Origin of the sequence: Streptomyces sp. NPDC096323 (assembly GCF_040302845.1) — a bacterium.
Taxonomy (GTDB): domain Bacteria; phylum Actinomycetota; class Actinomycetes; order Streptomycetales; family Streptomycetaceae; genus Streptomyces.
The window spans coordinates 249,339-273,745 of sequence record NZ_JBEOSI010000011.1; the positions used below are offsets into that span (position 1 = coordinate 249,339).

The following is a 24,407-nucleotide window of genomic DNA, read 5'->3' on the forward strand; positions in this document are numbered from 1 at the left end:
CGATCTACGCTCCCCGGACAGGCTTCAGGAGAAGGGACCCGCGATGACCGCCGCGATGGTCGAGCACCAGCAGGACTCTGAAGGCCGCCCGTGGGACTACCTGCTGCGCACCTGGCAGGAACTGGACGTGCCCGAGGGGTGGCGCGCCGAGATCGACGAAGGGCAGATCGTCTTGGTACCGCCGCCGCACGCGCATCACAACGGCATCGCCGACATGGTGCAGCGCCGCCTCTACGTGAACCTGCCCGACGAGCTGGGGATCTACCAGACCCTGGGCGTGCATGTGGCACCTCTCGAAAAGCTGTTCGTGCCTGATCTCGTGGTCATGCCGACCGAGTTGATCGTCACTGCCGACACCGAGGCCAGCGATCCATTGGACGCGTCAGAGGCCCTCCTCATCGTCGAGATCACGTCGAAGGGGAACGCGCGCGAGGACCGGACGAAGAAGTACCGCGCCTACGCCCGCGCCGGTGTGCCGATGTACCTGCTGATCGACCGGTTCGACACGCGCGGGGCCATGGCCACGCTGTTCACGGAGCCCAACGAGGACGGTACGTACAAGCGTTCCGACCCGGTGCCGTTCGGTAAGCCGCTCGCGCTGCCGGCGCCCTTCGACGTCACGTTGGCCACGGACGCCTTTCCGGTCTGAGACCGACAGCGAGAACGGCGGCCACCCCCACGGGGTGCCGCCGCTCTCCTGGTTGTTCTCCTGGTTCCGTCAGACCCCCGCAGGTTCCTTCGCGGGAGTCGCCGGGCCGGTGGCCGGGCCCGTCGCCGTGACCGGGGAGGCCGCCGGTTCCTGGGAGATGTTGAACTCCGCCAGCAGCTCCTTGCTGAAGCCGAAGAAGTACGTGGCGACGAAGCCCGCCAGGTAGCCGACGACCAGGCCGCCCGCGTAGATCGCGACCGTCGCGCCCAGGCCGTGGTTGCCGTCCAGCAGCGGGAACAGCGCCCAGCCGGACGGGCCGATCGCCGTGGAGCCCACCGCGTCGCCGAGCTGGTTGAAGAACCCGACGAACGCGCCGCCGAACGCACCGCCCACGCACGCCGTGATGAACGGGCGGCCCAGCGGCAGTGAGACGCCGTAGATCAGCGGCTCACCGACGCCCAGGAAGCCCGCCGGCAGGGCCGACTTGATGGTCCGGCGGATCGACTCGTTGCGCGGGAGGCGGAAGAAGACCGCGATCGCCGCGCCGACCTGGCCGGCACCGGCCATCGCGAGGATCGGGAGCAGAACCGTGTAGCCCTGCTGCTCGATCAGCGTCGTGTGGATCGGGATCAGCGCCTGGTGCAGGCCCAGCATGACCAGCGGAAGGAAGAAGCCGCCGAGGACGAGGCCCGCGCCCGCGCCGCCGTTGGACAGCAGCCAGTCGGCGAACGTGCCGATCGCGGTGGAGACCTCGCCCGCCACGTACATCAGGCCGAAGATCGTCACCAGACCGGAGACCAGGACCGTCAGCGTCGGGGTGACCAGGACGTCCAGCGCCTCCGGCACCCAGCGCCGGCACCACTTCTCCACGTACACCGCGAGCACCGCCGCGCCCAGCGCGCCGAGGACACCGCCCTGTCCGGGGGAGAGCTTCTGGCCGAACGCCTCGATGTTCGCGACGCCCGGGAAGACGATGATGGCCGCGACCGCGCCGCCGAGGATCGGCGTGCCGCCGAACTCCTTCGCCGTGTTGTAGCCGACGAAGACCGCGATCAGCGCCATGAAGCCGGACGCCATCGCCGCGAGGGCCGGGGTCACCGACGTCAGCCGGCCGAGGTTGACCAGCAGGCCGTTGAGGCCCGCGATGATGCCGCAGCCGATCAGGGCCGGGATCAGCGGCACGAAGATGTTGGCGATCCTGCGCAGCAACAGCTTGAACGGCGTGGCGTTCCTCGCCTTCCGGGCCGCCTTCATCTCGGCGCCCTGCGCGGCCAGTTCCTCTGCGGTGAGAGGTACGGAGGCCGGGGCCGAGGCCCTGCCCTCCTCGACGAGCTTCTCGAACTCCGGGGTGACGCGGGCGACCGTGCCGGGACCGAGAACGATCTGGTACGTGTCGTCCTCCACCACACCCATGACGGCGGGCACGGCCTTCAGTGCCTCGTCCTGGACGAGGAGGCGATCGTGCAGACCGAGCCGGAGCCGGGTCATGCAGTGGGCGATGGAGCTGACGTTCGCGGCGCCACCGACGAGCGGAAGGATCGCGGCGGCAGTGGCGCGGTTCTTGTCTTCAGTAGCCATGTGCGTGGTGCCTTGCTGTGCGGGGGAGAGGAGGGTCAGGTCGTACGGGGGGCGGCTGCGAGCGCGGCGCGGAGGTGGCCGTCCGAGGCGGAGAGCAGGGTGGCGGCGGTGGGGCCGTCGACCTGGCCGAGGATGGTCAGGATGGCGTTCTTCACCTCGCCGTCGGTGGCGGTGAGCGCGGCCTCGATCTCGGCGTCGGACGCACCGGTGGCCAGCGAGACGATCCGCCGGGAACGGGCGCGCAGCTTCTCGTTGGACGCGCGCACGTCGACCATGAGGTTCCCGTACGTCTTGCCGAGCCGGATCATCGTGATCGTCGAGATCATGTTGAGGACGAGCTTCTGCGCCGTGCCCGCCTTCAGCCGGGTGGAGCCGGTGAGCAGCTCGGGGCCGACGACGACCTCCAGGGGGTGCTCGGCCGCAGCGCCCAGCGCGGAGTCCGCGTTGCAGGAGAGGCCGAGGGTCAGGGCGCCCTTGGCGCGGGCGTGCTCGACGGCCCCGATCGCGTACGGCGTACGGCCGGAGGCGGAGATGCCGACCACCGTGTCTTCCGCGGTGAGGCCCAGTCCGTCGAGGTCGGCGGCGGCCAGCTCCTTGCTGTCCTCGGCGCCCTCGACGGCGGTGACCATGGCGGACGGGCCGCCCGCGATCAGGCCGATCACGTCGGCCGGGTCGGTGTTGAAGGTGGGCGGGCACTCGCTGGCGTCCAGCACGCCGAGCCGGCCCGCGGTGCCCGCGCCCGCGTAGATCAGCCGGCCACCGCGGGCCATGCGCGCCGCCGTGGCGTCGATCGCGGCGGCGATCTCGGGGAGCCGCTCGGCGACGGAGTCCGGGACGGTCCGGTCCTCGCCGTTCATGATCCGGGCGATCTCCGCGGTGGCCAGCTGATCGATCTCGGCGAGCTCGGGGCGGAACGCCTCGGTGGTGAGCGTGGCGAGCTGGGCGCGCAGTTCGCCGTATTCGCCGGACGTGGTGGCGTCGGTGTCGGCTTCGGTGTGGGAGGTCATGGAGAGCGGCTCTGCTTTCTCGAACTCGTACGGTTCTGCGGGTGCGGGTGCGGGTGCGGGTGCGGGTGCTTCGTTACGGCGTCGGCGTCGGTGTCGGTGTCGGCATTCGCGTCATCGCGTCAGCGTGTGCGGGGGTTGTGGCGGTGGGCCAGCGCCTCGTAGGAGGCGGCGAGGGCCGGAGCCGCCGTCTCGTACGTCCGCTGCGCGACCCCTATGAACAGGCAGTCGACGACCAGGAGCTGGCTGGTACGGCTCGACATGGCGGCCGGGCGCAGCTCGCTCTCGCGGGCCGTGGACGTGGTCAGTACGTGGTCGGCGTACTGCGTGACCGGGCCGTCGGGGCGGCCGGTGATCGCGACCGTCGTGGCGCCCCGGTCGAAGGCGACCCGCAGCGGCTCGATGACGTCGCCCGTGGAACCGGAGTGGGTGATCGCGATGGCCACGTCGCCGGAGCGCAACTGCACCGCGTTGGTCACCGCGAGGTGCGGGTCCATGTGGGAGTGCGCGATCAGGCCGATACGGGACAGCTTCTGGGCCAGGTCCTGGCCGACGAGGGATGAGGCGCCCACGCCGTAGATGTCGATGCGGCGGGCGGTCGCGGCCGCGGCCACGGCAGCCCCGAGCTGCACGGTGTCGAGGCCGGCGGCGGTGTCGGCGAGGGTCTGCTGCTCGTCGTAGGCCAGCTTGGCGACCACGTCGGCGATCGGGTCGTCGACCGCTATGTCCGCGGTGACGGCGGGCGCCCGGCCGGACTCCTGGTGAGCGGCGAGACCGGCCAGCGCGAGGCGCAGGTCCCGGTAGCCGGGGTAGCCGAGGAGGCGGGCGGTGCGGACCACGGTCGCCTCACTGGTGCCGGTGAGCTCGGCGAGACCGGTGACCGTCAGGGCGGCGCAGCCCGCCGGGTCGCCGGCGACGGCCTCGGCGACCCGCTGCATGGAGCGGGTCATGGAGGGCGCGAGCGTCCGCACCTTCGCCGCGAGGGCCGCCGGGGCGGGCGGCGAACCGGCGCTGAAACTTTCCTTCAGGTCATGGATCACCTTTGAAAGATATTTTCAAGACGAGTGCCCGTCAACCCCCCTTTGATCCCCATCTTTGGCGGAAGGAGGGCGGGAGGTCCGGCCCGCAGGTGGACAATGGCTGCATGGAGCTGAACCCCCTGGAGCAGGCACTGCACACGGCCCGCGCACTGGTCATGGCCGATCTCGCCGCCGGAGACGTCGCCGAGGCGCAGATCGTCTCGCTGGTCGAGGACGCGGTGACGCACCGGCGCTGGTGGGTCGAGCAGTGGCCGGAGGGGGTGGAGTTCGTCATCGGACTCGTCGCCCAGGACGTACAGGACGCACTGCTGGAGCGGCACGGCCGCTGGCCGGTGTGTCCCGTCTGCGTCGAGGGCGAGCCGCACGCGCTGGACGTCGAGCCGGAGCTGGGCCCGGACCCGCACTGGGTCTGCACGAAGGCGACGGTCTCCGTCGCCCCGGTCGGCGCGCTCGGCGGGATACTGCGGCGATGACCGTGTACATCGACCCGCCGGACTGGCCGGGTCACGGGCGGTTCTGGTCGCACCTGGTCAGCGACGTGTCCTTCGACGAACTGCACACCTTCGCGGCTTCCATCGGCTGCCCGCCCCGCGCCTTCGAGCGGGACCACTACGACGTACCGAAAGAGCGGTACGAGGACGCCGTACGGGCCGGAGCCCGGCAGATCGGCTCCAAGGAACTGGTCCGCCGGATCACCAAGGCCGGCCTGCGCCGCCCCAAGGGCCGGCCGGCGGCCGGCTGAGCGCGCTCAGGCAGTCGACGAGGGAACGCAGGCCTGTGCCGCGGCGGGCGCCGCTCAGGCGGTCGACGAGGGGGCGCACACCTGCGCGGCGTCGGGCGCCGCCTCGCGCGCCGCCACGGCCGGGGCGCCCGCCACCAGCCGGGACGAGGCGGTGCGGCTGCGCTGCAACCGCAGCGAGAAGACCACCGTCACCAGCGCCAGCACGGTCATCGCCGCCCCCGCCCACGCGGTGGCCTCGAAACCGAAGTCCAGATCGATCACCGTGCCGCCCAGCCAGGGCCCGCCCGTGTTGCCCAGGTTGAACGCGGCGGTCGTCGTCGCCCCCGCAAGCGTCGGGGCGGCACCGGCCACGTTGAACATCCGGGCGTTCAGCGCCGGAGCCGTATAGAACGCCGACAGGCCGAGCAGGAACGAGAGCACGATCACGGCGGCCTGGTTCGACGCGAACAGCGCCAGCGCGGCCAGGAAGACGGTCGACGCCGCGATGCCGCTCAGCAGCACCCCGAAGAGGTGCGCGTCCGCGACCCGGCCGCCGATCATCGTGCCGACCAGCGCGCCGATCCCGAACAGCGCGAGAACGGTCGGCACCCAGCCCGAGTTCAGACCGGCGACGTCCGTCAGCAGCGGCGCGAGGTAACTGAACGCGCAGAACACCCCGCCCGCCGCGAGCGCGGTCAGCACGATGGAGAGCCACACCTGGCGGTCGCGGTAGATCCCCAGCTCCCGCTTGAGCTGCGGCTTCTCGTCCGGCAGCGGGATCCGCGGAATCATCGTGGTCACCCCGGCCAGGGCCACGGCGGACGCGGCCCCGACCGCCCAGAACGCCGACCGCCATCCCAGGTTCTCGCCCAGGAAGGCCCCCAGCGGCACCCCCAGTACGTTGGCGATGGAGAGTCCGCCGATCATCACGGCCATCGCGCGGGCCCGTGAGTTCACCGGCACCATCGCGATGGCGACGGCAGCCCCGACCGCCCAGAACCCGGCGCACGCGAACGCGCTGACCACCCGGGACGCGAAGAGCACCTCGTACGTCGGCGCGAGCGCACCCGCGACCTGGCCGAGGCCGAAGACGGAGATCAGCGCGATGAGCGTGGTCCGGCGCGGCAGCCGGAGCGTGGCCACGGCGAGCAGCGGGGCGCCGACGACCATGCCGATCGCGAAGGCGGATATGAGGAGCCCGGCGCGCGGGATCGACACGTTCATGTCATCAGCGATGGGCGGCAGCAGCCCGGAGAGCATGAACTCGCTCGTGCCAAGGGCGAAAACCGAGAGCCCCAAGATGTACACGGCCAGAGGCATACGGGAGCGGCGAGCGGCAGAGTCGGGCATGACAGGTGCCAACAGAGCGATGGCCCGTGGCATTCCCCCGCACTGCTCCGCCACGGATGGCAATCAGTGCGTGAGCAGCTCCAGCTCCGTGCTCAGGTTGTGCCGGGCCCTGGCCTCCCACTCGGCCGCCCCGTGCGGCGTACGGAACAGGCGCGGCAGCTCCAGGAGCTGCCGCAGCACCGCTGCCCGGCCCTCGCGGAACGCCTCGTCGGGGACGAAGCCGTACTCCTCGCGCACCCGGGCCGCGTACTCCGCGTACTCCTTGGGCGGCGCCGCGAGGATCGCGAGGTCGGCGTCGCACAGGGTCTCGCCATTGCTGTCGCCGTCGGCCGGGTCGTGCGAGACGGTCAGCCGGACCAGGCGGGCGACCTCGGCGGTGGTCGCGGCCGGGACCCCCGCCTCGGGCAGCGCGCGCTCGGCGAGGACGGCGCTGCGCTCCTCGTTCTCGGAGCGGTCGGGCCGGTAGACCGCGTCGTGGAACCATGCCGCCAGCCGTACCGCGTCCGGGTCCGCCGCGTGCCCGGCGAGCGTGTCCACGTGGTCGAGGACCGCCGCCAGGTGGACGGTGGTGTGGTAGCGCCGCTGGGGCTCGGCCCACCGGGCCAGGAGGTTGTCGGCGTACGGCAACGGGTCGGGGCCCTCGCCCCCGCCCCGGGCGGCGACGAGGCACTCGTGCCAGCGGCCGCGGAGGGCGTCGGCTTCGGCACTGCGCGGGGCCCGGTCGTGGTCGTCCATGTCCCCGAGGTTAGAGCGTCCGGCGGCCTGTGTCCTTGTTCACCGTGAGCACCGAAACCCAAGTCCGCGCGCGGCCGGGGTGGTTGGCTGTGATCATGGCTGACGAAAAGCGTGACCCCGAGCTGCCCGGACTCCTCCTGCGCACCGAGCGGGATGCCCTGATCCCTGTGCTGCGGGCCGCCGAGGACGACGCCTTCGCCCTGCGCACCGCGTGTCCCGGCTGGACGGTGCGGGACGTGGTCGCGCACTGCGGGTCCGTGCTGAACCGTGTGGTCGAGAGCCGGTTCGGTCCGGATGTGTTCGGCCCCGAATCCAATGACCGGGACATCGCGGAGCGGGCCGGCTGGTCGCACACGGAGGTGGTGGACGAGCGGGAGCGGGGGATGACCGACGCGGGTCCGGTGATCGCCGCGGCGGGCGGGGTGCTGGACGCGGTGGCCCTGGGGGAGTGGGTGCACGCGGGTGATGTGCGGGCGGCCTGGGGGCTGCCCGGGGCGTACGAGGGCGCGGGGCTCCCGCATGCGCTCAGGCTCCTCGTCCCGCGCGCCCTGCGCCGCGAGGCGCCGCTGTTCACCGCTGAGCTCACGGACAGCGGCCAGGAACTCGTCATCGGTACGGAGCAGGAGGGCCGGGCACCAGGCCGGTACCGGGGCGACGGGGCGACGCTGATCCGGCTGTGCGCGGGCCGCCCGCTGGTGGGGACGCGGTACGAGCTGGAGGGCGTCCGGGAGCGCGAGCTCTGCCTCTTCGACTGAGACGGCGGGGCGGGTATGAGGGCATGGGCGCTACCGTGCCGCCCGTGACGAATCTGACGAACCTGCCCGGCAGGGCGCACGGTCCGGACCCGTCGGGTGAGCCGGTCGCGGTCATGGACCTCAACGCGGACCTGGGTGAGGGTTTCGGGCGCTGGACGCTCACCGACGACGACGCGCTCCTCGGGTGTGTGACCAGCGCCAATGTGGCGTGCGGCTTCCACGCGGGGGACGCCTCGGTGATGCGGCGGGTGTGCGACGCGGCGGCCGCCCGGGGCGTGCGGATCGGCGCGCAGGTCTCGTACCGCGACCTGGCGGGCTTCGGGCGCCGCGCCATGGATGTGCCTTCCGCCGAGCTGGCCGCGGAAGTCGCTTACCAGATCGGCGCGTTGCGGGTGTTCGCGGAGGCGGCCGGTGCGTCGGTCGCGTACGTCAAACCGCACGGCGCCCTCTACAACCGCACCGTCCGGGACGACGAGCAGGCCGCCGCCGTGATCGAGGGCGTCCGGCTGGCGGGCGGGGGTATGGCCGTCCTCGGGCTGCCCGGGTCCCGGCTGCTCGTACGGGCCCGGGAGTCCGGCCTGACCGCCGTCGAGGAGGCCTTCGCGGACCGGGCGTACACCCCGCAGGGGACGCTCGTGCCGCGCGGGGAGCCGGGTGCGGTGGTGCACGACGCGGACGAGGTCGTACGACGAGGGGTGGGCTTCGCCGTGGACCGGAGCGTGACCGGAACCGACGGGGGCCGGATACCCGTCGTCGCCCGGTCCCTGTGCGTCCACGGCGACACCCCGGGGGCTGCCGCACTCGCCCGACGGGTGCGGGCGGCCCTGGAAGAGGCGGGCGTCGCGGTGCGGGCCTTCGCGTGAGCAGGGGACGCCGCGTCGGCCCGCCGCACGCCGAGCCTCCGGTGAACGCGGGGCGCGGTACCGGCCCTGCCCCTGCCGATCCCCCGGTGAGCGCCGGCCACCGGACCCGCCCGTCGCTCGTCGTGCTGCCCGCCGGGCCGCGGGCGCTGCTGGTCGAGCTGGACGGCCGGCAGGACACGGAGGCGTTCCACGCGGAGGTGCTGCGGCGCCGCGCGGCGGGCGAGCTGCCGGGCGTACGCGACATCGTGCCCGGCGAGCGGACCGTGCTGCTCGACGGCATCGCGCGGGACGCCACCGCGCTCGCCCGGGAGCTGGAGACCTGGCCCATACCGCCGCCCCGTCACGACGCGGGCGAGACGGTGGAGCTCCCGGTCGTCTACGACGGGCCGGATCTGGCCGATGTCGCCGAGGCATGGGGGGTGGCGGCCGCCGACGTGCCCGGCATCCACGCCGGTATCGAGTTCCGGGTGGCCTTCTGCGGGTTCGCCCCCGGCTTCGGCTATCTGACCGGCCTCCCGGACCACCTCCACCTGCCCCGCCGGGCGACACCGCGTACCCGGGTCCCGGCGGGTGCGGTGGCGCTGGCCGGCCCGTACACCGGGGTGTACCCGAGCCCGTCCCCCGGGGGCTGGCAGCTCGTCGGCAGGATGCCCGACCCGGGACGGCTGTGGGACCCGCACCGCGAGCCCGCCGCACTGCTGGAGCCGGGCGCGCGGGTGCGCTTCGTGGAGGCGGCACGGTGACGGCGTCGTTCGAGGTCGTCCGGGCCGGGGCACTGACCACCGTGCAGGACGAGGGCCGCGCCGGACTCGCGCACCTGGGCGTCGGGCGGGCCGGCGCCCTCGACGCACCCGCCGCCGCGCTCGCCAACCGGCTGGCCGGCAACCCGGTCGCCGCCGCCGTTCTGGAGACGACCGCCACCGGCTGCGCCGTCCGCCCGGACCGTGCGGTGCGTGTGGTCGTCGGCGGTGCGCCGTGCCGGGTCACGGTGGACGGACGGCCCGTGGCATGGGGCGCCGCGGTGCATGTCCCGGCGGGTGCGGTGCTGGACGCGGGGCCCGCGGTGCACGGGCTGCGCAGCTACCTGGCGTTCGCGGGCGGCGTGGCGCCGGCCCCGGTGCTCGGCAGCCGGTCAGCCGATCTGCTCTCCGGGCTGGGCCCGCCGCCCCTGCGCGACGGGGACGTGCTGCCCCTGGGACCCCGTCCGCCGGCCGGCGCCCCGCCCGTCGACGCGGTGCCGTGGCCGGGCGCATCCGCGGTGCTCGTCCTGCCGGTCCACCTCGGCCCCCGCCACACCTGGTTCACGCCCGCCGCACTCGTCACGTTCACGACCGAGCCGTACCGCGTCTCCGCGCAGAGCAACCGCATCGGCCTGCGCACCGAGGGCCCGCCGCTGGAGCGTGCCCGTACCGGTGAACTGCCCAGCGAGGGCATGCTGCTGGGAGCTGTCCAGGTCCCTCCGGACGGCCGGCCGGTGGTGTTCCTCAACGACCATCCGACGACGGGCGGTTACCCGGTCGTGGGCGTCGTGTCCGAGCCGGCGCTGGCGGCGGCGGCCCAGGCGGGGCCGGGGACGGTGGTGCGGTTCGTACGCGCGGCGAGGTGAGCCCGCGCGCCGCCCCGTGGGCGCTGTCATGTGGGCGCCGTCATGCGGGGCGCCGCCCCGATATTCGCGCGACAGGGCCGGACGCCTCTGGAACGCTCCGTTACGCGGGCCCGCGCCCGCGCATGGAGCGTCCGAGCGACTGGATGGATGAGCGATGACTTTCGCACTGGTGGGGCCGGTTCTGGAGGGTGCGCGCGTGCGCCTGGAGCCGCTGGAGCGCCGGCATGCGGAGGATCTGGCGGTTGCCGCGGAGGAGGACCGGAGTTCGTACCGGTTCACGTGGGTGCCGCGTGCCCATGAGGTCGAGGAGTACTTCGACGCCCAGTTCGCCCGCGTCGCGGCCGGGAAGCTGTTCCCGTACGCGCAGATCGACCGGGCGTCCGGGCGCGCGGTCGGGGTCACGGCCTACTGGGAGCCCCGGTACTGGCTGGACGAGGACACGCTGAGCGCGATCGAGGTCGGCTTCACCTGGCTCGCCGCCTCCGCGCAGGGCACGGGGATCAACGCGGAGGCCAAGTACCTGCTGTTCCGGCACGCGTTCGAGGTGTGGGACGTGGCCCGGGTCGACCTGAAGACGGATGCCCGCAACAGCCGTTCCCGGGCCGCGATCGAGGCGGCGGGCGTGAGCTTCGAGGGGGTTCTGCGGAACTGGTCCCGGTCGTGGGCGCCCGGCGAGGACGGGCGGCTGCGGGACTCCGCGATCTTCTCGATCACGGCGGACGAGTGGCCGGAGCGCCGGGCCCGGCTGGGGGAGCGCATCGCACGCGGCAGCGGGCGGCCGGGGGCCCGGCTCCCTGTCGGAAGCTGAAGCCCGGCCGCCCGCGCCGCGTGCGAGGTCTCTACACCGCCGCCCGGAACCCCCGCAGCCGCAGCGAGTTGCCGACCACGAACACCGACGAGAACGCCATCGCGGCGCCCGCGATCATCGGGTTCAGCAGCCCCATCGCGGCCAGCGGCAGTGCGGCCACGTTGTAGGCGAAGGCCCAGAACAGGTTCGTACGGATGGTGCCGAGCGTCTTCCGCGACAGCCGGATCGCGTCCGCGGCGGCCCGCAGGTCCCCGCGCACCAGCGTCAGGTCGCCGGCCTCGATCGCCGCGTCGGTGCCCGTGCCCATGGCGAGGCCCAGGTCGGCCTGGGCGAGGGCGGCCGCGTCGTTGACCCCGTCGCCGACCATCGCGACCGAACGGCCCTCGCCCTGAAGGCGCTTGACGACGTCGACCTTGTCCTGCGGCATGACCTCCGCGTACACCTCCTCGATGCCGACCTCCGCCGCGACCGCCTCCGCCACCGCCCGGTTGTCGCCGGTCAGCAGGATCGGGGTCAGGCCGAGGGCGCGCAGCCGCTGGATCGCCTCCGCGCTGGTGTCCTTCACCGCGTCGGCGACCTCCAGGACCGCCCGCGCCTCCCCGTCCCAGGCGACCGCGATCGCGGTGCGGCCCGCGGCCTCCGCCGCGGCCTTGCGACGGGCCAGATCCACGGGCAGGTGGATCGCCCACTCGGCCAGCAGCGCCTCGCGGCCCACCAGCACCGCGTGTCCTTCGACGATGCCCTGGACGCCGAGTCCGGGGACGTTGGTGAAGTCCTCGGGGGTGGGGAGGGCGGCTCCGGTGCGGTGGGCGGCTCCGGTGGCGACGGCCTGGGCGATGGGGTGTTCGGAGGCGTGTTCCAGGGCTCCGGCGAGGCGCAGGACGTCGGTTTCGGTGACGCCGTCCGCCGTGTGGACGGTCTGGAGGGTCATCTTGCCGGTGGTGACCGTGCCGGTCTTGTCGAGGACGATGGTGTCCACGCGACGCGTCGTCTCCAGGACCTCGGGGCCCTTGATGAGGATGCCGAGCTGGGCGCCGCGTCCCGTACCGACCATGAGGGCTGTCGGGGTGGCGAGGCCGAGGGCGCAGGGGCAGGCGATGATCAGTACGGCGACGGCGGCCGTGAAGGCGGCCGTCAGGCCTTCCCCGCTGCCCAGCCAGTAGCCGAGCGTGCCGAGGGCGAGCGCGATGACGACGGGGACGAACACCGCCGAGATCCGGTCGGCCAGTCGCTGGGCCGCCGCCTTGCCGTTCTGCGCGTCCTCGACCAGCTTGGCCATCCGGGCGAGCTGGGTGTCGGCGCCGACCCGGGTGGCCTCGACGACGAGCCGGCCGCCCGCGTTCAGCGTCGCCCCGGTCACGGCGTCGCCGACCGCGACCTCGACGGGGACGGACTCACCGGTGAGCATCGACGCGTCCACCGCCGAACTGCCCTCCACCACGGTGCCGTCGGTGGCGATCTTCTCGCCCGGGCGCACGAGGAACCGGTCGCCGGCCCGGAGTTCGGCCGTTGCCACGGTGACCTCGTGGCCGTCGCGCAGGACGGTGACCTCCTTCGCGCCCAGTTCGAGCAGGGCCTTCAGCGCGGCGCCCGCCTTCCGCTTGGAGCGGGCCTCGAAGTAGCGCCCGGCCAGGATGAACGCGGTGACTCCGGCGGCCGCTTCGAGGTAGATGTTCCCAGCGCCGTCGGTGCGGCCGATGGCCAGCTCGAAGGGGTGCGTCATGCCGGTCATTCCGGCGGTGCCGAAGAACAGCGCCCACACCGACCAGAGGAACGCGGCCGAGGTGCCGACCGAGATCAGCGTGTCCATGGTGGCCGCGCCGTGGCGGGCGTTGGTCCACGCGGCGCGGTGGAAGGGCCACGCGGCGTACGTGACGACGGGGGCGGTGAGGGTGAGGGAGAGCCACTGCCAGTTGTCGAACTGGAGCGCCGGGACCATCGCCATCGCGATCACCGGCACCGCGAGCAGGACCGCGGTGAGCAGCCGCTGCCGCAGGGGCCGCAGCTCGTCCGCCTCGTCCGTCCGGGGCGCTGCGTCTCCGGTACGTACCGGGGGAGCGGGTTCGTGCGCGGTGTAGCCGGTCTTCTCGACCGTGGCGATCAGGTCCTGTACGGAGACGTCCTCGCCCCGGTAGCTGACCTTGGCCTTCTCGGTGGCGTAATTGACGGTGGCCTCGACCCCGTCCATCCGGTTGAGCTTCTTCTCGATACGGGCCGCGCACGAGGCACAGGTCATGCCGCCGATGGCGAGCTCGACCTCTGCGGCGGGGCCGGTACCGGGGGCGGTGCCGGTGGTGGCTGCTGCGGTCTGCGCGGACACGGGCCCTCCTTCGATCCGTCTTTTATACCCTAGGGGGGTATCTCTCTTGCCTCAGGTATACCCCCTCCCCCTATTGAGCGCAAGGGTGATCCACCCGGGCGGCGCGCACCGTGGGCCGCTGGTCGCCTGCCGCGCGGGCGGCCTCGCGTATGTTCGCGTTCACGGTGAGGCTGCGCCCCCGGCCTACTGCCCCGTAGGCTGGCATTGGACTAGACCTATAGATGGTTTCTGGAGGATTGGGTTCCCATGAGCAACCGTGCAGTCCTGGAGGTGATCGCTCTCGACGCGGAGGACGCGGTCGCGGCCCAGGCGGGTGGTGCGGACCGGCTTGAGCTGGTCACCGACATGGCGGCGGACGGCCTCACCCCGTCCTGCGCGACGTTCGCGGCGATCCGCGCGGCGGTGGACATCCCGCTGCGGGTGATGCTCCGGGTGGCGGACGGCTTCGCGGCCGGCGACGTCGGCGTACTCGTACGCAAGGCGCGCGAGCTGAGGGCCGAGGGTGCGGACGAGTTCGTGCTCGGCTTCCTCGACCAGGACGGCCACCCCGACCTCGTCGCGGTCGAGCGGATCGTCGCCGAGCTGGAGGGCTGCAACTGGACGTTCCATCGTGCGATCGACCGCGCCATCGACCGGGACGCCCTGCGCAAGGCGCTCGCCGACCTGCCGGGTCTGGACACGTACCTCACGGCGGGCTCGGCCGCCGGGGTGGACGACGGCATCCCGACGCTGACCGTCGAGGCGGCGCGCAAGGGTGAGCCCGGCTACGAGCCGCAGATCCTCGTCGGCGGCGGCCTGCGGCTGGACCACCTGCCGGAGCTGCTGGCCGCGGGCATCGACGCCTTCCACATCGGCGGAGCCGCCCGGCCGGCCGGCTGGGCGGGGCCGGTGGACGTGGCCGCGGTCAGGGAGTGGCGGAACGTGCTCGACGTATAGGGCGTCGCGCGCAAGGCGTACGCGTGGTTAGCGGGGGCGAGGTGCCGGAAACGGCGCCTCGCCCCGCCCTGTTGTGCGAGGGCTCGTCCGCTTCCGGTGAGCTGCCCGCCAGGCTGGTGCTGTCATGACCCTGGCGCAACAAACGCCCCGGGCTCCACAATGGCGCCACGGCGGTGTGGGAACGCTCCCACGGTGCCTCCCCGGCGTCTTCCTCTGCTCATGGGAGCGTTCCCACCGCTCATCCGTCGTGCGTCGTACCACCGTCAGCCCCTACCGAAAGGCCCCCCCGGTGAACGCCTCTCCGCTCCCGTCCCCCACCGGTCGCACCCGCGCCCGGCGCGGGCGCCGTGTGCTCGGGACATTAGCTCTCACCGCACTGTTCGGCGGTGCCCTCACCGCGCCCGGTGCCGCAGCCGAGGACCCCGATCCGGCGCCGGAGCAGATCACCAACGGTGACTTCGCCGCCGGCACCGCGCCCTGGTGGTGGACCGCCAACACGGCCGCCGCCGTCACGGACGGACGGCTCTGCACCGACGTCCCGGCCGGAACGGCCAACCCGTGGGACGTGATCGTCGGGCAGAACGACATCCCGCTCGTCGCGGGGGAGACGTACAGCCTCACCTACACCGCCACCTCCACCACCCCGCTGTCCATCCACACCAATGTGCAGCTGGCCGTCGACCCGTGGACCACGGACCTGTCCTCGACCGACCAGATCGGCACCGAGGCCGTTCCCGTCACGCACGTCTTCACCGCGACCGCCGACCGCGACGCGGCCCAGCTCGCGTTCCAGATCGGCGGCAGCGACGAGGCGGCCACCTTCTGCCTCGACGACGTCTCCCTGCGCGGCGGCGCCGAACCGCCCGTGTACGTGCCCGACACCGGCTCGCGCGTCCGCGTCAACCAGGTCGGCTACCTCCCGCAGGGGCCCAAGAACGGCACCCTGGTCACCGAAGCGGCCGACCCGCTGCCCTGGACCCTCAAGGCGGCCGACGGAACCACCGCCGCGACCGGCACCACCCGCCCCGGTGGCGTGGACCCGACCTCGCGCCAGAACGTCCACACCTTCGACTTCAGTGACGTCACCACCGCCGGAAACGGCTACACCGTCGAGGCGGACGGGCAGGTCAGCGAACCCTTCTCGATCCGCGCCGATCTGTACGACACCCTGCGCGGCGACTCGCTCGCGTACTTCTACCAGAACCGCAGCGGCATCGAGATCGACGCCGACCTCGTCGGCGAGCAGTACGCCCGCCCGGCCGGGCACCTCGGCGTCGCCCCCAACAAGGGCGACACGGACGTGCCCTGCCAGCCGGGCGTCTGCGACTACCGGCTCGATGTGCGGGGCGGCTGGTACGACGCCGGGGACCAGGGCAAGTACGTGGTCAACGGCGGCATCGCGGTGGCCCAGCTGATGGACACCTACGAGCGGACCCTGACGGCCGACAGCGCGGAGTCCGCCGAACTCGGCGACGGCGCGCTACGGGTGCCCGAGCGCGGCAACCACGTGCCGGACATCCTCGACGAGGCGCGCTGGGAGCTCGACTTCCTGATGCGCATGCAGGTCCCGGCCGGGCAGCCGCTCGCCGGAATGGTCCACCACAAGATGCACGACGCCCAGTGGACCGGCCTGCCGCTGATGCCGCACCTGGACCCGCAGCAGCGCGAGCTGCACCCGCCGTCCACCGCGGCGACGCTCAACATGGCCGCCACGGCCGCCCAGTGCGCCCGGCTCTTCGCCCCGTACGACGCGGCGTTCGCAGCCCGGTGCCGTACGGCCGCCGAGACGGCGTGGAGCGCGGCGAAGGCCCACCCGGCCGTGCTCGCCGACCCCAGTGACGGCACCGGCGGGGGGACGTACAGCGACAACGACGTCTCCGACGAGTTCTACTGGGCCGCCGCCGAACTCTTCACCACCACCGGCGCCGACACCTACCGCCAGGCGCTCCTCGCCTCCCCCCTGCACGGCAACACCGACGCGGCCTTCCCGGCCGACGGCGGTATCTGGTGGGGCGGAACCGCGGGACTCGGCGTACTGACCCTGGCGACCGTGCCCAACAATCTGACGGCCGACCAGCTCGCCCGGGTCCGCTCCGTGGTGACGACGGCCGCCGACCGCTACGCCGCTCAGACCGAGGACCAGCTGTACGGCGTGCCGTACGCCCCGGCCGGTCAGAACTACGCCTGGGGCTCCAACAGCCAGGTGCTCAACAACATGATGGTGCTGGCCACCGCCGCCGACCTCACCGGAAAGGCCGGGTACCGCGACGCGGTGCTGCGCGGCGCGGACTACCTCTTCGGGCGCAACCCGCTCAACCAGTCGTACGTCACCGGCTACGGCGAGCGCGACTCCGAGAACCAGCACCACCGGACCTGGGCGCACCAGAGCGACCCGGACCTGCCCCACCCGCCCGCCGGCTCCCTCGCGGGCGGCCCGAACCTCACCGCTCCCACCTCCGGGGACCCGGAGGCCGCGGCGAAGCTCACCGGGTGCGCGGCGGCGATGTGCTACCTCGACGACATCGGCTCGTACGCCACCAACGAGGTCGCCATCAACTGGAACGCGCCGCTGGCGTTCATCGCGTCCTACCTGGACGACGCCGGTGACGGGACGGGTCCGGCGCGGTCCTGCCGTGTCACGTACTCCTCGCACCCGTGGAGCACGGGCTCGACCACCACGGTCACGGTGAAGAACACCGGGACCGAGGCGATCACCCCCTGGTCCCTGACCTGGCTGCTGCCGGGCGACCAGAAGCTCAGCCACACCTGGAGCGCCGCACTCGCCCAGTACGGGCGTACGGTCACCGCCGCACCGCTGTCCTGGAACCGCACCATCGCGCCGGGAGCGGCGGTCGACTTCGGGTTCAACAGCAGCGTCACGGGCGCGGCCGCGGACCCGGGCACGGTCAAGCTGAACGGGAGGGCCTGTACGGCGGGTTGAGCCGAGGCGGTGTGCGGGAAGGCCCCCGCACACCGCCCCCTTCTCAGGCCAACTCCTCCGGGAGCGGGGCGGCGTGAAGAACGATCAGCCCCGACACCGCACGGGTCAGCGCCACATACAGCCGGCGCAGCCCCGTGCGCTCGTCGGGCTCGCCGTCGACCACGGCCGACGGTTCGTCCAGCACCACGTAGTCGTACTCCAGGCCCTTCGCCAGCGACGCCGGGACCAGGGTCAGCCGGGACTCGGCGGACGTCTCCTCGCCGGGGGACAGGTACTGATGCCCCGCCGCCGTCAGCGCCTGCGCCAGTGCCGGAATCCGCGCGTCGGCCGCGATCAGGCCGGTCGAGCCCTCGTGCGTCAGCGACTCCTCGCACGCCGCGACCACGGCCGCGTCCAGCGCTTCCGCGCCCGCCACCTCCCGGACCGACAGCGAACCGGGCGACTCACGCACCGACTCCACCGCCGCCAGACCCGGTGAGATCACCGGCAGCAGCCGCGAGGCGTACGCGATCACCTCGCGCGGCACACGGAAGCCCGCCGTCAGCTCCTCCACCACCGCGTCCGACTTCCCCAGGTGGTGCAGCGCCTGCTCCCAGCTCTGCGTCGACCACGGCGTCGTGCCCTGCGCCAGATCCCCGAGCACGGTGGCCGAACCGGTCGAGCAGCGCCGGCCCACCGCCCGGTACTGCATGGGGGACAGGTCCTGGGCCTCGTCGACCACGACATGGCCGAGCGAGTGCGTACGCGCCACCAGGTCGGCCGCCTCGTCGATCAGCACCGCGTCCGCCGCCGACCACTTCGCGGACTTCGCACTGCGGGCGGGCTTCGTCCACAGGATCGTCTTCTGCTCGTCCTCACTGAGCAGCCCGTCCGCGTGCGCGGCCAGGAACTCCGGGTCCGACAGCAGCCGCAGCACCAGCTTCGACGGGTCGACCGCGGGCCAGATCGCCTTCACCGCGGCCTTGACCGCCGAGGTGCGCGCCACCGCGTTCTGCACCCGGTCGTCGGGGGCCTCGCCCGCCTCCTCCATCCGCACGAGCACGGCGTGCGCGATGCGCAGCGGAAGGGCCTCGTGCGCGGCCCCGTACCGCATGTCCCTGGCCAGCAGCTCCTTGACCATCTCCTCGATCTCGTACGCCGGGACCCGCCAGCGCCTTGATCCGCGCACCACCATGACCGGCTCCGCCGGCATCGTCACATGCGAACGGATCGCCCTCCGCAACACCTCCGCCATCCGGGCATCGCCCTTCACGACGGCGGCCCGCGCCTCATCGGTGGACCGGACCTCGACGTGCGCCGTCACCAGGTCGTCGACGGTCGCCTGCTTCACCTCCAGCTCCCCGAGGGCCGGCAGGACCTGCTCGATGTAGTGCAGGAACGACTTGTTCGGCCCGATGACGAGAGTGCCCGTGCGGGCGAGGCGCTCGCGGTGCGCGTACAGCAGATACGCCACCCGGTGCAGGCCGACGGCCGTCTTCCCGGTGCCGGGCCCGCCCTGTACGCACACGGTGCCGCCGAGCTCGCTGCGGACGATCTCGTCCTGCTCGGGCTGGATCGTCGCGACGATGTCACGCATCGGACCGACACGGGGGCGCTCGATCTCCGCCTGGAGGAGCTTGCTGGTCTGCGCCGCCTCCGTCGGGTCGGTCAGGTGCTCGTCCTCGTACGCGGTCAGCTCGCCGCCCGTATAGCCGAAGCGGCGCCGCTGACCCACGTCCAGCGGATCCTTCCGGGACGCCCGGTAGAACGGCTGCGAGACCGGCGCACGCCAGTCGATGACCATCGGATCACCGTCGGCGTCATGGACGTGGCGGCGCCCGATGTAGAACTGCTCGCCCTCCGCACCCTCGGCCTGCGCCGCACCGACCACATGGAGGTAGTCCAGCCGGCCGAAGAAGAGCGGGGTGTGGGAGAGGTCGGCGAGCGACTTGATGCGGTCGGCGATCTGCGCCTGCAGAACCGCGGCGTTCACCCAGTTCGCCGTCACATCACGGATGTTGAGGGCCTGGGCGTCCTCCCGCATGGCGCGCAGCGCCGCGCGCGAGGCGGCGAGATGGGCGCGCTCATGGGCGAGGGGGTCGGTGGTGGTGTCGCTTTCGTGGGCGTGCGCGGGCACGGTGTTGCCTCCGGCATTCAACGCAGGACGGCGGACCGCCACCCCCGTGCTCGGGGGCGATGCGGTCCGCTCGGGGGGCGTACGTATGACAGTCGGCCGGTTTCCGTCCGGTCGGCGGCGCTCCCCCGGCTGCCGGCACACGTCCTGGCGGACGGCCGGTACCACGGTGCGGGAGGCGGGCAGACCGGCGATTGTATCGACCGCCCCCGCCCGGCGCGAACGAATATCGCGCGGGTCCGTCCCGTAGGGGACGGCATGCGACCAGAGGGGTAGCCGCACGTGCCCCGGCTTCCCCCTGCGGACCGACGCCCGCGCCGTCCGGGCGGAGCACCATGGAAGACATGAGCACCCTCACCGTGAACCCCCGAAGGACCGGCCCCGCGCACGGCGCGTCCGCGGCCACCGGTCACCCCCACCGCGCCTCGGACGCGCTGCGCGCCCTCAAGGTCTACGCACAGGCCGCCTTCGGCGTCGTCGTCCTCGGCGAGTACGCGGAGGAGGCGGGCGTCCGCCGCACGCGCTGACGCCCGCCCCCGCCGCCCTCAGCTGTCGGACAGCAGCTCGTCCGCGTCCACGATCCGGTACGCGTACCCCTGCTCCGCCAGGAAGCGCTGGCGGTGCGCCGCGAAGTCCTGGTCGATCGTGTCGCGGGCGACCACCGAGTAGAACCGGGCCTCGTGCCCGTCCGCCTTCGGCCGCAGCACCCGGCCCAGCCGCTGGGCCTCCTCCTGACGCGAGCCGAACGTGCCCGACACCTGAATGGCGACGGTCGCCTCCGGCAGGTCGATCGAGAAGTTCGCCACCTTCGACACGACCAGCACGCTGATCTCGCCCTCCCGGAACGCGCCGAACAGCTTCTCCCGCTGGGCGTTGCTGGTCTCGCCCTTGATCACCGGGGCGTCCAGATGCTCGCCCAGTTCGTCGAGCTGGTCGATGTACTGCCCGATGACCAGCGTCTGCTCACCCTTGTGCTTGCGCACCAGCGCCTCGGTGACCTTCCGCTTCGTCGCGGTCGTCGCGCAGAACCGGTACTTCTCCTCGGGCTCGGCCGTCGCGTACGCCAGCCGCTCCGAGTCCGTCAGATTGACCCGCACCTCCACGCAGTCGGCGGGCGCGATGTAGCCCTGCGCCTCGATCTCCTTCCACGGGGCGTCGAACCGCTTCGGCCCGATCAGCGAGAACACATCCGACTCCCGCCCGTCCTCCCGCACCAGCGTCGCGGTCAGCCCGAGCCGGCGCCGCGCCTGCAGATCGGCGGTGAACTTGAAGACGGGCGCGGGCAGCAGATGCACCTCGTCGTAGATCACCAGCCCCCAGTCGCGGGAGTCGAACAGCTCCAAGTGCGCGTACACACCCTTACGGCGGGTCGTCAGCACCTGGTACGTCGCGATCGTGACCGGCCGGATCTCCTTGCGCGTACCGCTGTACTCGCCGATCTCCTCCTCGGTCAGCGACGTCCGCTTCACCAGCTCGTGCTTCCACTGCCGCGCCGACACGGTGTTCGTGACCAGGATCAGCGTCGTCGCCTTCGCCTGCGCCATCGCGCCCGCCCCGACCAGCGTCTTCCCCGCACCGCAGGGCAGCACGACGACCCCGGACCCGCCGTGCCAGAACCCCTCGACGGCCTGCTGCTGGTAGGGCCGCAGCGCCCAGCCGCTCTCGTCCAGATCGATCGGGTGCGCCTCGCCGTCGACGTACCCCGCCAGGTCCTCCGCGGGCCAGCCCAGCTTCAGCAGCGTCTGCTTGACCTGCCCGCGCTCGGACGGGTGCACCGCCACGGTGTCCGGGTCGATCCGGGCCCCGACCAGCGGCTGCACCTTCTTCGACCGCAGGATCTCCTCCAGGACCGGGCGGTCCGTGGAGGTCAGCACCAGCCCGTGGACCGGGTGCTTGGAAAGCGTGAGACGGCCGTACCGGTCCATCGTCTCGGCGATGTCGACGAGCAGCGCGTGCGGAACGGGGTAGCGCGAGTACTTCACGAGCGCGTCGACGACTTGCTCGGCGTCGTGCCCCGCGGCGCGGGCGTTCCACAGGCCGAGCGGGGTCAGCCGGTAGGTGTGGATGTGCTCGGGCGCACGCTCCAGCTCCGCGAAGGGGGCGATCACCCTGCGGCAGGCGTCGGCCTGCTCGTGGTCGACCTCGAGGAGCAGCGTCTTGTCGCTCTGGACGATGAGGGGTCCGGTCACGCGCTTCGGCCCTTTCTGTGGCGGGGCGGCCGTGTACCGGCCAAAACTCCAGTGTGCCGTATGTCTGGGCGGGGTGGTGTTGCTCGCCCCGGTCCGGCGGGCCGGTTCCGTCCTCAATCGCCGGGCGGGCTTGGAGTGGTGCGGCTTGCCCCGCCGGTGCGGGCGCCCCTGCCCCCGGGTGGAGGGGACCCCGCCCCCCCCACCGGCGTGGTGCACCCGCACCCCGCGAGGGCACCCGCACACAAGCCCGTCCGGCGATTGAGGACAAGGACCCGCACCCCGGACCGCAGCAACGTCACGACGGTTCGTCGGCCAGTTCTGCCACGCCCGTGATCCGGTGGAGGGGATACGTGCGGACCTCGTCCGCCGTGTGGTCGTACGCCGTCACGTAGCCGCCCTCCACGCGGACCGGGGCGATCACGCGCTGGCTGGCCGCGCCCTCCGCGTTGACGTAGCCGATCCAGATCGCCGAGCCCGTCATCGCCGCGGCCTGGACGGTGACCAGGGTCTCCGCGGAGGTCGTACGGGGCAGGGCGCCCGCAGGGGACGCGGGGCCGGTGTCCTTGTGGACGACCGTCGCCGCCGTGTCTCCGGCCCGGATCGCCCTGACCGCCGCCCCGAGGAGCGTGGGGTCGGGGACGGGCGGGCCCTCGGGTACGGGGACGGGTGCGGTGCGGGGAGGCGTGCGGACGGCGCCCGCGCGGGTGATCAGGACATCGCCTTCGGCGGACTCCGCGGCGGGCGCGTACCCCATGTCGCGCAGGCCGTCGAGGAGGGAAGCCGGATCGATCTGGGCGGCCAGGGCCGTCGGGGCGAGGCGGCGCAGGCGCAGGGTCGCGGATCGCTTGTCGGCGAGGATCTCGTTGAGGACCGCCTCGTCGTCGCAGCGTACGTACGAGGAGGCGGCGCCGATCCGCAGATGGCCGTGGCGGCGGGCCACGTCGTCGATGAGGTAGCTGAGGGGCTGCGGCACCGGCGTACGGCTGTGCACGGCGAGGAAGGCGTGCAGGTCGGCGGCGGACTGGCCGGCGTCCAGCGCGCGGCGTACGGAGCCGGGGGTGAAGCGGTAGACCGTCGCACCGCCCTTGGACTCGATGTCCGCGAGAACGCCGAGCATGTCGGCGAGGGGCCGTTCCAGCGGGCCGGGGGCGACGGCCGTGAGGTCGGCCTGGAGCAGGACGTGGTCGAGGGGTTCCGGGAGGAGCGGGGCGAGCCGGGCGGCGGCCTCGGCGGGGCCGTCCGAGAGCAGGGCGCGGGTCTGCGAGGCGAGGGCGCCGCGGCCGGTGATACCGAGGAGCTCCGACTCGTTCAGCGTCCACAGGGCGATCCGGGACCGCAGGTCGGTGGTGTCCCCGGCGGAGACCGAGGCGCCGCGCAGCGGGCGTTCCCAGCGGAGCCGGGCGAGCACGGACTCCGGGTCGGGGGCGGTGCCGGGCGGCAGCGCGGCGAGCAGGGCCAGGACCCGGTGGCGGACCTCCGGCGCGGCGGAGCGGTCGAGTTCGGGGCCGAGTGTGGACAGGGCCCGGCCCTTGGCGTCCTGGCCGCCGACGAGTCCGGAGGTGCGGGTGGCGGCGAGCCAGGCGGAGGCGAGCTCCACCCAGCGGTCCTGCGCGGACAGTTCCGTCCAGTCGTCGTACGCGGGAGTCGGTGCGTACCGTTCGTCCGCCTCGCCGTCGGAGGCCAGCAGCCCGGCCGCGTACGCGAGTTCGATCCAGAACGCGGCGATGGGTTCCGGGACGTCCAGGGCGGCGGCGGTCTTCCTCAGTTCGCGGACGCTGAGGCCGCCGGCCCGCAGTATGGCGGGGCCGCCGCCGTTCCAGCTCTTCAGCAGCTCCTCGACGGTCGACACCGCGAGGAACGCCTGGCCGCCGGCCGCGCTGTCCACAGCCTGTGGATCGCGCTCGGCGACGGCGACGACGGCGGGCGGCTGCGGTTCGGGCACACGGTGGGCGCGCCCGGCGCGCAGATGGAGCGCGGCCTCGCGCGGCAGGACGACCGTGCGGGTCGACACGGGCAGCAGCAGCCCGCGGTCGCGCAGCCACTTCACGGGCGGGGTGGGGTTCGGCGTCACCTCGCCGTACGGCGGGCCCCAGACCAGCCGGTCCAGCACCGACAGCGCCTCCACCGGGGCGGTGTCGAGGAGTTCGCCCATCCGGGAGCGGTCGGTGAACAGCGCGGTCAGGGCGCTCACCGCGGAGACCGGGTCATGGGTGGCCGGCAGCCCGGCCGCGTGCAGGATCTCCTGGAGCCTGCCGGGCGACATGCCCGCGGTGGCCTCGGCGACGGTCGGCCCGAGACCGGTGGGTGAGGGGTGCTGCGGGGACGGCGACAGCAGCTCACGGGCGGTGCGCACCAGGCGCAGCCGGTCGTTCTCCCCCCAGACGAGGGCCTGTTCGCGCAGCGTCCCGAGGGCGCCCGGCAGCGCGGCCACGATCGCGGCGCCCGCGTCACCCCGGTGCTCCCCGTCGTCCTGGCCGTCGCCCGTGAGCAGGCCGAGCAGGATGTCGTACGGCGCGGGGTCGGGTGCGACGGCCAGCGCCTCGGCGGTCTGCAGAGCGAAACGGTCGAGGTGCTCCAGGGCGCGGACGACGGAGGCACGGGTGCCGGCGCGCGTCGCGAGCTGGGTGATGTCGCCGGGCACGGGGGAGAGGAGATCCGGCCGGGCGCGCAGCAGCCCGGCCAGTGACTCGTCGTCCCGGGCGCGCAGAGCCTCGGCGAGCGTCCGCGGTGGTGTGGTCATCCCCATCCGTCCCACGGTAGTCGCTCCGGACAGGCCCGAGGACGCTACCGTCGGTGCAG

General features: G+C 73.0%; 20 protein-coding genes. 11 read left to right on the plus strand and 9 right to left on the minus strand.

Features of this window, described 5'->3' with window-relative positions; translation table 11 throughout:
• Nucleotides 1-43 precede the first annotated feature (43 nt).
• Complete coding sequence (locus tag ABTX18_RS29305) at nt 44-649, plus strand: Uma2 family endonuclease (protein WP_352125782.1); 606 nt, start codon at nt 44-46, stop codon at nt 647-649.
• Nucleotides 650-718: 69 nt separating this feature from the next.
• On the opposite strand, the gene ABTX18_RS29310 is transcribed toward ABTX18_RS29305, so the two are convergent.
• The 3 genes from ABTX18_RS29310 to ABTX18_RS29320 all read right to left on the minus strand — a co-directional run bounded on the left by ABTX18_RS29310 (nt 719) and on the right by ABTX18_RS29320 (nt 4,271).
• The gene (locus tag ABTX18_RS29310) at nt 719-2,227 is read right to left on the minus strand and encodes a PTS transporter subunit EIIC (protein WP_352125783.1); all 1,509 of its coding nucleotides are present in this window, start codon (nt 2,225-2,227) and stop codon (nt 719-721) included.
• A 35-nt stretch (nt 2,228-2,262) separates the two neighbouring features.
• Entirely contained in the window at nt 2,263-3,234 is a 972-nt protein-coding gene (murQ, locus tag ABTX18_RS29315; RefSeq protein WP_352125784.1) for an N-acetylmuramic acid 6-phosphate etherase, read from the minus strand.
• 119 nt (nt 3,235-3,353) lie between these two features.
• Complete coding sequence (locus ABTX18_RS29320) at nt 3,354-4,271, minus strand: MurR/RpiR family transcriptional regulator (RefSeq protein ID WP_352125785.1); 918 nt, start codon at nt 4,269-4,271, stop codon at nt 3,354-3,356.
• Nucleotides 4,272-4,375: 104 nt separating this feature from the next.
• On the opposite strand from ABTX18_RS29320, the gene ABTX18_RS29325 reads away from it, so the two are divergent.
• On the plus strand, nt 4,376-4,744 hold the full coding sequence (locus ABTX18_RS29325) for a DUF8819 family protein (protein ID WP_352125786.1): 369 nt from the start codon (nt 4,376-4,378) through the stop codon (nt 4,742-4,744).
• On the plus strand, nt 4,741-5,013 hold the full coding sequence (locus tag ABTX18_RS29330) for a DUF4031 domain-containing protein (RefSeq protein ID WP_352125787.1): 273 nt from the start codon (nt 4,741-4,743) through the stop codon (nt 5,011-5,013). The genes ABTX18_RS29325 and ABTX18_RS29330 overlap by 4 nt, the downstream gene beginning before the upstream one ends.
• Before the next feature lie 54 nt (nt 5,014-5,067).
• On the opposite strand, the gene ABTX18_RS29335 is transcribed toward ABTX18_RS29330, so the two are convergent.
• A complete protein-coding gene (locus ABTX18_RS29335; RefSeq protein WP_352125870.1) occupies nt 5,068-6,312 on the minus strand; it encodes a Cmx/CmrA family chloramphenicol efflux MFS transporter in 1,245 nt (414 codons plus the stop codon).
• A gap of 93 nt (nt 6,313-6,405) precedes the next feature.
• Nucleotides 6,406-7,077: an HD domain-containing protein gene (locus ABTX18_RS29340; RefSeq protein ID WP_352125788.1), complete on the minus strand. Its 672-nt coding sequence runs from the start codon at nt 7,075-7,077 to the stop codon at nt 6,406-6,408.
• Between the two features lie 95 nt (nt 7,078-7,172).
• Here ABTX18_RS29340 and ABTX18_RS29345 point away from each other — a divergent pair, with 95 nt between their 5' ends.
• From ABTX18_RS29345 to ABTX18_RS29365, 5 genes are all read left to right on the plus strand, one after another.
• Entirely contained in the window at nt 7,173-7,832 is a 660-nt protein-coding gene (locus ABTX18_RS29345; protein WP_352125789.1) for a maleylpyruvate isomerase family mycothiol-dependent enzyme, read from the plus strand.
• Nucleotides 7,833-7,945: 113 nt separating this feature from the next.
• Nucleotides 7,946-8,695 carry a LamB/YcsF family protein gene (locus tag ABTX18_RS29350; protein WP_352125871.1) on the plus strand — a complete coding sequence of 250 codons (750 nt, stop codon included), beginning with the start codon at nt 7,946-7,948 and terminating at the stop codon, nt 8,693-8,695.
• 86 nt (nt 8,696-8,781) lie between these two features.
• Nucleotides 8,782-9,438: a 5-oxoprolinase subunit B family protein gene (locus ABTX18_RS29355; RefSeq protein ID WP_352125790.1), complete on the plus strand. Its 657-nt coding sequence runs from the start codon at nt 8,782-8,784 to the stop codon at nt 9,436-9,438.
• On the plus strand, nt 9,435-10,301 hold the full coding sequence (locus tag ABTX18_RS29360; RefSeq protein WP_352125791.1) for a 5-oxoprolinase subunit C family protein: 867 nt from the start codon (nt 9,435-9,437) through the stop codon (nt 10,299-10,301). The genes ABTX18_RS29355 and ABTX18_RS29360 overlap by 4 nt, the downstream gene beginning before the upstream one ends.
• A 154-nt stretch (nt 10,302-10,455) precedes the next feature.
• Nucleotides 10,456-11,109, plus strand: a complete 654-nt coding sequence (locus tag ABTX18_RS29365) for a GNAT family N-acetyltransferase (protein ID WP_352125792.1) — start codon at nt 10,456-10,458, stop codon at nt 11,107-11,109.
• A 31-nt stretch (nt 11,110-11,140) separates the two neighbouring features.
• On the opposite strand, the gene ABTX18_RS29370 is transcribed toward ABTX18_RS29365, so the two are convergent.
• Nucleotides 11,141-13,429: a heavy metal translocating P-type ATPase gene (locus ABTX18_RS29370; protein ID WP_352125793.1), complete on the minus strand. Its 2,289-nt coding sequence runs from the start codon at nt 13,427-13,429 to the stop codon at nt 11,141-11,143.
• 246 nt (nt 13,430-13,675) lie between these two features.
• On the opposite strand from ABTX18_RS29370, the gene ABTX18_RS29375 reads away from it, so the two are divergent.
• Nucleotides 13,676-14,365, plus strand: a complete 690-nt coding sequence (locus ABTX18_RS29375; RefSeq protein ID WP_352125794.1) for a copper homeostasis protein CutC — start codon at nt 13,676-13,678, stop codon at nt 14,363-14,365.
• Nucleotides 14,366-14,654: 289 nt separating this feature from the next.
• Entirely contained in the window at nt 14,655-17,306 is a 2,652-nt protein-coding gene (locus ABTX18_RS29380; RefSeq protein ID WP_503061229.1) for a glycoside hydrolase family 9 protein, read from the plus strand.
• A gap of 43 nt (nt 17,307-17,349) precedes the next feature.
• On the opposite strand, the gene ABTX18_RS29385 is transcribed toward ABTX18_RS29380, so the two are convergent.
• Nucleotides 17,350-19,422, minus strand: coding sequence for a HelD family protein (locus ABTX18_RS29385; RefSeq protein WP_352125795.1), 2,073 nt, complete (start codon nt 19,420-19,422; stop codon nt 17,350-17,352).
• A 341-nt stretch (nt 19,423-19,763) separates the two neighbouring features.
• On the opposite strand from ABTX18_RS29385, the gene ABTX18_RS29390 reads away from it, so the two are divergent.
• Nucleotides 19,764-19,946: a hypothetical protein gene (locus tag ABTX18_RS29390; protein ID WP_352125796.1), complete on the plus strand. Its 183-nt coding sequence runs from the start codon at nt 19,764-19,766 to the stop codon at nt 19,944-19,946.
• An 18-nt stretch (nt 19,947-19,964) separates the two neighbouring features.
• Here the strand turns inward: ABTX18_RS29390 and ABTX18_RS29395 are convergent, their stop codons facing one another.
• The gene (locus ABTX18_RS29395) at nt 19,965-21,608 is read right to left on the minus strand and encodes a DNA repair helicase XPB (protein ID WP_352125797.1); all 1,644 of its coding nucleotides are present in this window, start codon (nt 21,606-21,608) and stop codon (nt 19,965-19,967) included.
• Between the two features lie 295 nt (nt 21,609-21,903).
• On the minus strand, nt 21,904-24,354 hold the full coding sequence (locus ABTX18_RS29400) for a helicase-associated domain-containing protein (protein WP_352125798.1): 2,451 nt from the start codon (nt 24,352-24,354) through the stop codon (nt 21,904-21,906).
• Nucleotides 24,355-24,407 lie beyond the last annotated feature (53 nt).

Excerpts from the sequence above, each read along its gene's own strand:
- ABTX18_RS29310 (WP_352125783.1), bottom strand. The coding sequence starts at position 2,227 with ATGGCTACTGAAGACAAGAACCGCGCCACTGCCGCCGCGATCCTTCCG.
- ABTX18_RS29345 (WP_352125789.1), top strand. The coding sequence starts at position 7,173 with ATGGCTGACGAAAAGCGTGACCCCGAGCTGCCCGGACTCCTCCTGCGC.
- ABTX18_RS29330 (WP_352125787.1), top strand. The coding sequence starts at position 4,741 with ATGACCGTGTACATCGACCCGCCGGACTGGCCGGGTCACGGGCGGTTC.
- ABTX18_RS29335 (WP_352125870.1), bottom strand. The coding sequence starts at position 6,312 with ATGCCTCTGGCCGTGTACATCTTGGGGCTCTCGGTTTTCGCCCTTGGC.
- murQ (WP_352125784.1), bottom strand. The coding sequence starts at position 3,234 with ATGACCTCCCACACCGAAGCCGACACCGACGCCACCACGTCCGGCGAA.
- ABTX18_RS29350 (WP_352125871.1), top strand. The coding sequence starts at position 7,946 with ATGGACCTCAACGCGGACCTGGGTGAGGGTTTCGGGCGCTGGACGCTC.
- ABTX18_RS29305 (WP_352125782.1), top strand. The coding sequence starts at position 44 with ATGACCGCCGCGATGGTCGAGCACCAGCAGGACTCTGAAGGCCGCCCG.
- ABTX18_RS29325 (WP_352125786.1), top strand. The coding sequence starts at position 4,376 with ATGGAGCTGAACCCCCTGGAGCAGGCACTGCACACGGCCCGCGCACTG.
- ABTX18_RS29375 (WP_352125794.1), top strand. The coding sequence starts at position 13,676 with ATGAGCAACCGTGCAGTCCTGGAGGTGATCGCTCTCGACGCGGAGGAC.
- ABTX18_RS29400 (WP_352125798.1), bottom strand. The coding sequence starts at position 24,354 with ATGGGGATGACCACACCACCGCGGACGCTCGCCGAGGCTCTGCGCGCC.
- ABTX18_RS29340 (WP_352125788.1), bottom strand. The coding sequence starts at position 7,077 with ATGGACGACCACGACCGGGCCCCGCGCAGTGCCGAAGCCGACGCCCTC.
- ABTX18_RS29390 (WP_352125796.1), top strand. The coding sequence starts at position 19,764 with ATGAGCACCCTCACCGTGAACCCCCGAAGGACCGGCCCCGCGCACGGC.
- ABTX18_RS29365 (WP_352125792.1), top strand. The coding sequence starts at position 10,456 with ATGACTTTCGCACTGGTGGGGCCGGTTCTGGAGGGTGCGCGCGTGCGC.